Genomic DNA, 6,496 nt, shown 5'->3' on the forward strand with positions numbered 1-6,496 from the left:
TTGGCATTCCGACAGGGAAAGCCTTTGTTAAATCTTCGTTCTTGTAAGGAGTATCTATTGGATAAGGTGAGGTAGACGTAATGGGAGTATTTGATGCACAACCAGTCAAATAAATAGACAATGTCCCAATGATACCAAGTATGGAAATACGTTTAAACATAAAAATTCCCCCTTCTTTAGCTATTCAAAGAATCAACCAGCTTAGAATATCAAATAAAGAGTACATATTTTGTTACTTTATGAGTGTCATAAAATAAAAAGATTCGCTTTTTTTGTAGAAAAAAGAAAAAACGCAATCATAACGAAAGCGCCTTTTCTTTGGTTTATACCTATCTTAATATAGAACAACTAGGAAGGTGTTATTAACAGTATCTTACCATACAATCATGCCGACAAATATTGATAAAGTTCCACAATTATATTCTATTTTCGGCATTATAGGGGCGATTTATTGTGAGAATAATAGATAAATAAATAAGAATAAGGGGGGTTAGATACTTGTTTGAAAGGATTTTTTTTAAATATATTTGATGATGGGATTACTAGATTTTAAATTGTTTTAAAAAACATACAATTATTTCTCAATAAAGAAGTTTGTTGAACAATAGGGATTTATAGTATATGAGGATGATATAATAAGGATATGAATTTATACTATAAACTCAGTCGTATCAAGGAATACAGAATAATTGTGAAATCAATATCACAGATAATTCACAATTACTTTTCAACTTGTTTACACTTGTGTGTCTGAATTATCTGTATAATTAAAATGGGAAAAATACATACAAAATAAACTCGCAGAGCGTGTTGAATAGTGAAAACCTACAATCACTTCCAACCGTTCACCTAACTACACTAGGAAAACACTTCGCTACATACGAGTTCCTTCACAGTTTAACATATATATGTTTTGTAGTACAGCATTCCTGTGGGAAAAGTTTGGATTGAGGTTATGTTTATAAATTCTGATAAGGAGGAGTAATGTGGAAGCGACAAAAGAAAAGACGCAGAAAAAATCTGAGAAACAGTTTAAAAAAGAATCCAAGCGTAATTTGATGCGAGAACTGATGAAGAAGATTAAAAAGGATATAGATGATAAGGGATTTAAGATTCGTCCACTTGCGAAGAAAGTAGGCGTTGATCGCACGGTTATTACAGACGGTATTGTTACTTGTAAAACTGCTGAAATGAAACTCGACACTTTTATGAAAATCATGGATGTGGTCTATGAAAATCTAGAAGAACGTCAAGAAGTAATACGAAGCTTTATCAAAATCGCACAAAATGAATTGAACATACGTAAATCATTGGTTTACTGCCAAGGGACTGGCGAGTATGAACTGATGGATTTTGTAATAAAAGAAAATCAAAACAATGAAGAAGTGAAAAAATATTTACGGGTATATGAGGTGTTTAATAAAAGAAATAAAAATGAAAAGAAAGGTTATCCTTTATTAGATGAATTAAAGCAAAAAACTTTCTCTACAGACGCTGAATGTCAGATAATGTTAAATACCTTATATGCTTTTACTATGAATGATATATTCAATATAAGGGCGATGCATCCATATACAGGGAACGTAGAAAGTTATTTGTTAGAGGTTACAGACAATTTTATTTATAATTGGCTTACAATGTACTTTGATGAACGAATGGCTTATATTTATATGTTCGATGATAAAATAGAATTTTGTCGTCAAAAGTGCTATAAGATTTTAAACAGTGAACTTATTATCACTCTGATTAAAGCAACAAGCATGTGCTGTCTTGGGGAATCTTATATGTTTGAGGACCAAATTCTTGCCGAAAAGTGGATTGCAAATAGTATCAATTATCTAGATCAACATGGAGTGTCTCGAGATAGCAGGAAGTACATAGCATTTAATACAACTTTGAACTTCCTGTATATCGAGTTCGGATTTAATCTAGACAAGATTAATTTCGACTACATAGACACTTCAGAACTAGGATACTATATAGGACTATATAAAGACAAGAAAAAAGGATTAAAAATGATATATAATTTAGTGGAAGAACGTGGTAGTTCACCATTTACAGATTATTATATAGCTAGAATCAATGAAGATTTAGAAGGTTTGGAACAAGCGTTGATACGTTTTGAACGGGTAGCGAACTATCATTATGCGAAAGCAGTGCGACGTACAATTGAATTACTAAAAAAGAAGCAGGGAAAGGTTGATGAATAATGAGAAAATTTAGTATAATAATATTAAGTGTCGCTAGTGCATTTACAATACTATTAAACATAGGCGTACCAGAAAAAGAAAATGTTGCTAGTAAAACCAAAGATATTGAATATGTACAGTATATGAGCCGTGAGCCTGGTGGGTTATAAGATAAATGATAAATTTAGAAGTCGTTGCCAATTATAGTGGCAGCGACTTTCGTGCTTTCTAGGCCTGGTGGGAAATATCTGTAACCGGTAGAAATCATCCGTTAAATTTTTCCAACGAATAAAATAGGGGAGGAAAAGACGTTATGTTAGTAAAGGTGACATTAGGAGGATGCAAGATAGAAATAAATAAGCTACATATCATTATGGAAGATGCAATGAATGGGGAACAGAAAGCTATTCAAATATTAAATGATATAAAAAGAAATTTAGATATGAATCAGGAAAAGAGGGTCTAAGCCCTCTTTTTGATTTAAACAGAAATTATGTCGTCTGGTTTCTTCTCATATCCTAATGCAAACGAATTAAATTTTTCTAATGCTTCCCATGCGCCTACGTATTCTAAAATAAGAGGAATATCTTTCTTGGATTGATAATAAATTGTTTTTGCTCGATCAACTTTTAAATCTGTTTGTAATTTTTTTAAACCTACCCTGAGTTCTTTATATAAATGCTGGGTGATATGTTGTAAAACATCTACAGATCCATGAATTCGTAGTCGAGGGCGCGTTAGTATTCCTTTTGGTGTCTTTTCTCGTATAATTCCTACATCATGGCGCATGAGAATATATGTTTTTATAAAAATAGAATGGTTGAAATCCCCTTTTGGATAGGTTCTTTCTTGGTGTGTAATAGGCTGCCATCCCATATTTCTTATTTTTTTTAGAAGTGGGTGATTGCCGTGAATATTGCAATGCCATTCATGGAACCCTTTATCTGAACGATATCTAGATTTTACGGGAGTAGCTCCTTTTGCAAGGATGGCAAATCGTTCTATAATCTCTCTGTTTTTATGTGACAATTCAAATTTATTATCATGAATATTGCAATGCCCATATCTCCACACGATTCCTAATAACTCTGAAAATGGATCCGTGTTTACAAATTCATGGAACTCTTGGATAAATTTATCTGTGAATTTATAAATTTTAGTCATAGTGAATGGCCCCTTTTATGTTTGATATCCATACTTAAACAAGCGTCTATCACGTTGATTTTTTTATTCTTTTTTATATTGTGCTAACATATCTTTCAAACGTCTTCGTTCATCGTCTATCCGTTGTTGTTCGTTTTCATAGGTTTGTTGTGGTCCACGACTCATAGTTTGTCCAATGGATTGTGATAATTCGTCTTGTTGTTGTTCTTTCAACCAATCAGGTGTTATTTCTTTCCGTTTTTGGGGTATAGATTGAGTTCGTTGCTTTTGGCCTAATTTAGACATTTTTTCTTCCACAACTTTGATTACATAGTTTTCAGCTGCAGTTAAATCAGTTGTTCCAATGGCTTTGCATTTACTAGAAACATCATGAATGGCTTTAATAGTCTTTTTATTTGTAATCTCTCGGTCTTTAATTTTTTGGTTCATTAAATCTAGAATTATAGATTCAGTGACAGAGTTAGTTATAATTTCTTCTTCTTCAAGATCTTTTTGTAAATCTTTCTTTTTAAGATCTTTCTTTGTAGGTGTACCTTTTGTACTGTTATTTTTGTACTGTACCTTTTGGGCAGTAGTTAAATTACTGTAGTTACAAAGATTTATATCTACACTTGTCCATTTTTCACATAACTCAAAGTAAAATTCGTCTATTTCTTCTTGTGTAAAAGGAATATCTGAAATGATATACTCATACTGTTTTACTGGTCGTTTAGATCTTGCTTCTTTTTTCATACCGTATCCATAGCCAGCAATCATATATCCATATTGAAGTAGCTCACGAAAACATCGATCTACTACTTTACGTCCATCTTTTTCTGAATGATTATAAATTTGTTCTTTAATAATAATCCAATCCTCAGGAAGAGATAATAAATAACTAGCTAAACCGATAGCACTGTAACTTAGCCTTTTATCTTGTAGTAGGTTGTTGTGCAGCGATGAATATTGTGATGTTTTTCTTCTTCTTATAATTGACATAATAAAAAAATCCTCCATTTACCACCCCGACCTAGAATTGGGCATAACAAAATAAAGGATTTTTGTTAACATTTTTTTAAGTGTATGTTACCATGAAAAAGTAATATAACTTAAATATGTTTCCAAAACCTCGTTCTTTGGTTTTCAAAAGTTGGGTAAGTTTGCCGACCTAATCAACTTTTGAAAAAGCCCTCGGGGTTTATTTTTTGTTTTTGGGGAGTTGAAAGGCTCTTTTTTTTTAGTAAGTATCAATTAAATTGATAATAGCTTGTCTTTTTTCAGGAGATAATCTATTGATACGCTCCATTAATTCGGCTACGTCTTTTGCAACTTTCTGTGATTTTTCCTTATCTAGACTTTTATGGTCGGAATGTCCTAATAAATAGTCTACCGATACGCCTAATATTTCTGCTAACTTAGAGATAACTTCTATAGAAGGTTTTTTCGCACCAGATTCAATTTTTGAAATGAATGATTCGGTAACATTAGCCTTTTCTCCCAATTGTTTTTGGGATAACTTTGTTTCTTTGCGCATCTCTTTTATCCTAACGGCTAACTTAGGGGGCATAAGGTAAGTCTCCTTTGGGAAAAATTTAAACCAAATGTATGGTTCTTATATACATTGTACAACTAACTTGACTTTTAGTGCAATTGATATTTTGCGAATTATTTTTTTGGTCTTTTTGTTGACCTTGGGTCATGTGGAGTGTATTATAAATTATAAGAGGTGAGTCATATGAAAATAAAAGGGAGTTATATAAAAGAACTTCGAAAAAGGAACAACCTGACTCAAAAAGAACTGGGGAATCTCTTGGATATTAGTGAGAGTATGATTTGGTAGGATGAGTTATTTTTTTACACATTAACTTGACCAAAGGGAATGTTCGTGACCAGATGAACGAAATAACAAACTTATCAACTGACATCAATGTAATCACAGCAGAAATCAAAAGCTATCAGCAAATCGCAGGACAGTCGATATTTGAGATTGGTATGCGTTTAAAACATGTGAAAGAAAACGATTTAGTGCACGGTGAGTGGATAGATTGGATAGAAAAACATTGTAATTTTAGTCGTATGCAAGCGAATCGCTTTATCCAAGCTTACGAGCAATTTCAAAATGTAACGACATCGTTACAAACGAGTAAGATTTTTGAATTAATTCAGTTACCGTTAGAGGTGAATCGTCAACAATTCATCGAAAAACCACACACGATTCCCTCCACAGGGGAAGAAAAGACCGTCGATGAAATGACGGTGCGTGAGCTGAGAGAAGTGAAGAAAGCCCTCAAAGAAAGGGACAAGCTCCTCCACCAAGAGACAGAACGAAGAAAACGTGCGGAACAAGAAACATTTGCAGCCCGTAAATCGGAAGAGCTCACTAGAAAACAGTTAGAGGAGAGGGAAGAGCAGAAACCGCAGATTATCGAGAAAGAAGTGGTGAAAGAGGTAGCAATCAAATCTGTATAACATATTAAACTTATAAACGAATTAAAAGATAAAAATGAAGAACTTAAGGATACAGTGGATTTCTACAAACAAAAGGCAGATGCCTTGTCTAAAGATGTGGATGATATACAACTCGAAGAATCTTCGATGAATTATGTTGCGAATAAGAATGTCCACAATTTGATTGCCTATATGGATGAATTTCTGAAAGATGCGGTTGTATCGTCCCTCATGCGTGGTTCGATTGCGACCGCAAGTGATGCGACAAAAGAATCACTAGATTCACGTATTGAAGCGTTTCAGGAATTCTTACATGATTTCAAGATAGCGAAGACAGGTCGGAAAATTAATTAATGGGAGGAACACACATGGAACACGTTACGCAATTACCAATCACACTGAATGAAGCTGGGTATTTAGTCAGCAAACGTACAGATGATAAAACGATTGAAAAACTCATCGCATTAATGCAAATGTAATTTGCGAATCAAATTAACAAAGGTAGACAAAACATTAGGGAAGCTTGGCGAATCCGTGGGTTGCTTCGACAAGCGTCTTACGCAGGTGCAATTAGATAACGTGGCATCGAAACTCATTCGAGACCAGTTGCAGCAAGAAAGACATGCGAAGGCAGAAGGATTCGTGGGCAATAAAGTACAGCTGACATTTGAAGCAATGGAAGGGACAAAATCCGACTTGGAGCGTCATGTGCAAGT

7 protein-coding genes and 1 pseudogene are annotated in these 6,496 nt (G+C 33.7%); 5 read left to right on the forward strand and 3 right to left on the reverse strand.

Annotation, left to right across the window (positions count from 1 at the left end; translation table 11 throughout):
- Window positions 1-986: 986 nt before the first annotated feature.
- From ACQRBL_RS25600 to ACQRBL_RS25610, 3 genes are all read left to right on the forward strand, one after another.
- A complete protein-coding gene (locus ACQRBL_RS25600; protein WP_411996748.1) occupies window positions 987-2,210 on the forward strand; it encodes an AimR family lysis-lysogeny pheromone receptor in 1,224 nt (407 codons plus the stop codon).
- Entirely contained in the window at window positions 2,210-2,359 is a 150-nt protein-coding gene (locus ACQRBL_RS25605; protein ID WP_023524130.1) for a hypothetical protein, read from the forward strand. The genes ACQRBL_RS25600 and ACQRBL_RS25605 overlap by 1 nt, the downstream gene beginning before the upstream one ends.
- Window positions 2,360-2,502: 143 nt before the next feature.
- On the forward strand, window positions 2,503-2,655 hold the full coding sequence (locus ACQRBL_RS25610; protein WP_157762871.1) for a hypothetical protein: 153 nt from the start codon (window positions 2,503-2,505) through the stop codon (window positions 2,653-2,655).
- A gap of 14 nt (window positions 2,656-2,669) precedes the next feature.
- On the opposite strand, the gene ACQRBL_RS25615 is transcribed toward ACQRBL_RS25610, so the two are convergent.
- From ACQRBL_RS25615 to ACQRBL_RS25625, 3 genes are all read right to left on the reverse strand, one after another.
- Complete coding sequence (locus ACQRBL_RS25615; RefSeq protein WP_023524131.1) at window positions 2,670-3,353, reverse strand: hypothetical protein; 684 nt, start codon at window positions 3,351-3,353, stop codon at window positions 2,670-2,672.
- Window positions 3,354-3,416: 63 nt separating this feature from the next.
- Window positions 3,417-4,331 carry a hypothetical protein gene (locus tag ACQRBL_RS25620; RefSeq protein WP_023524132.1) on the reverse strand — a complete coding sequence of 305 codons (915 nt, stop codon included), beginning with the start codon at window positions 4,329-4,331 and terminating at the stop codon, window positions 3,417-3,419.
- A 238-nt stretch (window positions 4,332-4,569) separates the two neighbouring features.
- A complete protein-coding gene (locus ACQRBL_RS25625; protein ID WP_023524133.1) occupies window positions 4,570-4,899 on the reverse strand; it encodes a helix-turn-helix domain-containing protein in 330 nt (109 codons plus the stop codon).
- A 168-nt stretch (window positions 4,900-5,067) separates the two neighbouring features.
- On the opposite strand from ACQRBL_RS25625, the gene ACQRBL_RS25630 reads away from it, so the two are divergent.
- Together ACQRBL_RS25630 and ACQRBL_RS25635 are read left to right on the forward strand one after the other, a co-directional pair.
- Window positions 5,068-5,172: a helix-turn-helix domain-containing protein gene (locus ACQRBL_RS25630; protein ID WP_411996749.1), complete on the forward strand. Its 105-nt coding sequence runs from the start codon at window positions 5,068-5,070 to the stop codon at window positions 5,170-5,172.
- A 53-nt stretch (window positions 5,173-5,225) separates the two neighbouring features.
- Window positions 5,226-6,134, forward strand: a pseudogene (locus tag ACQRBL_RS25635) (DUF3102 domain-containing protein).
- The last annotated feature ends 362 nt before the right edge of the window (window positions 6,135-6,496 follow it).

Source organism: Bacillus sp. AF62, assembly GCF_050312695.1.
GTDB lineage: Bacteria > Bacillota > Bacilli > Bacillales > Bacillaceae_G > Bacillus_A > Bacillus_A cereus.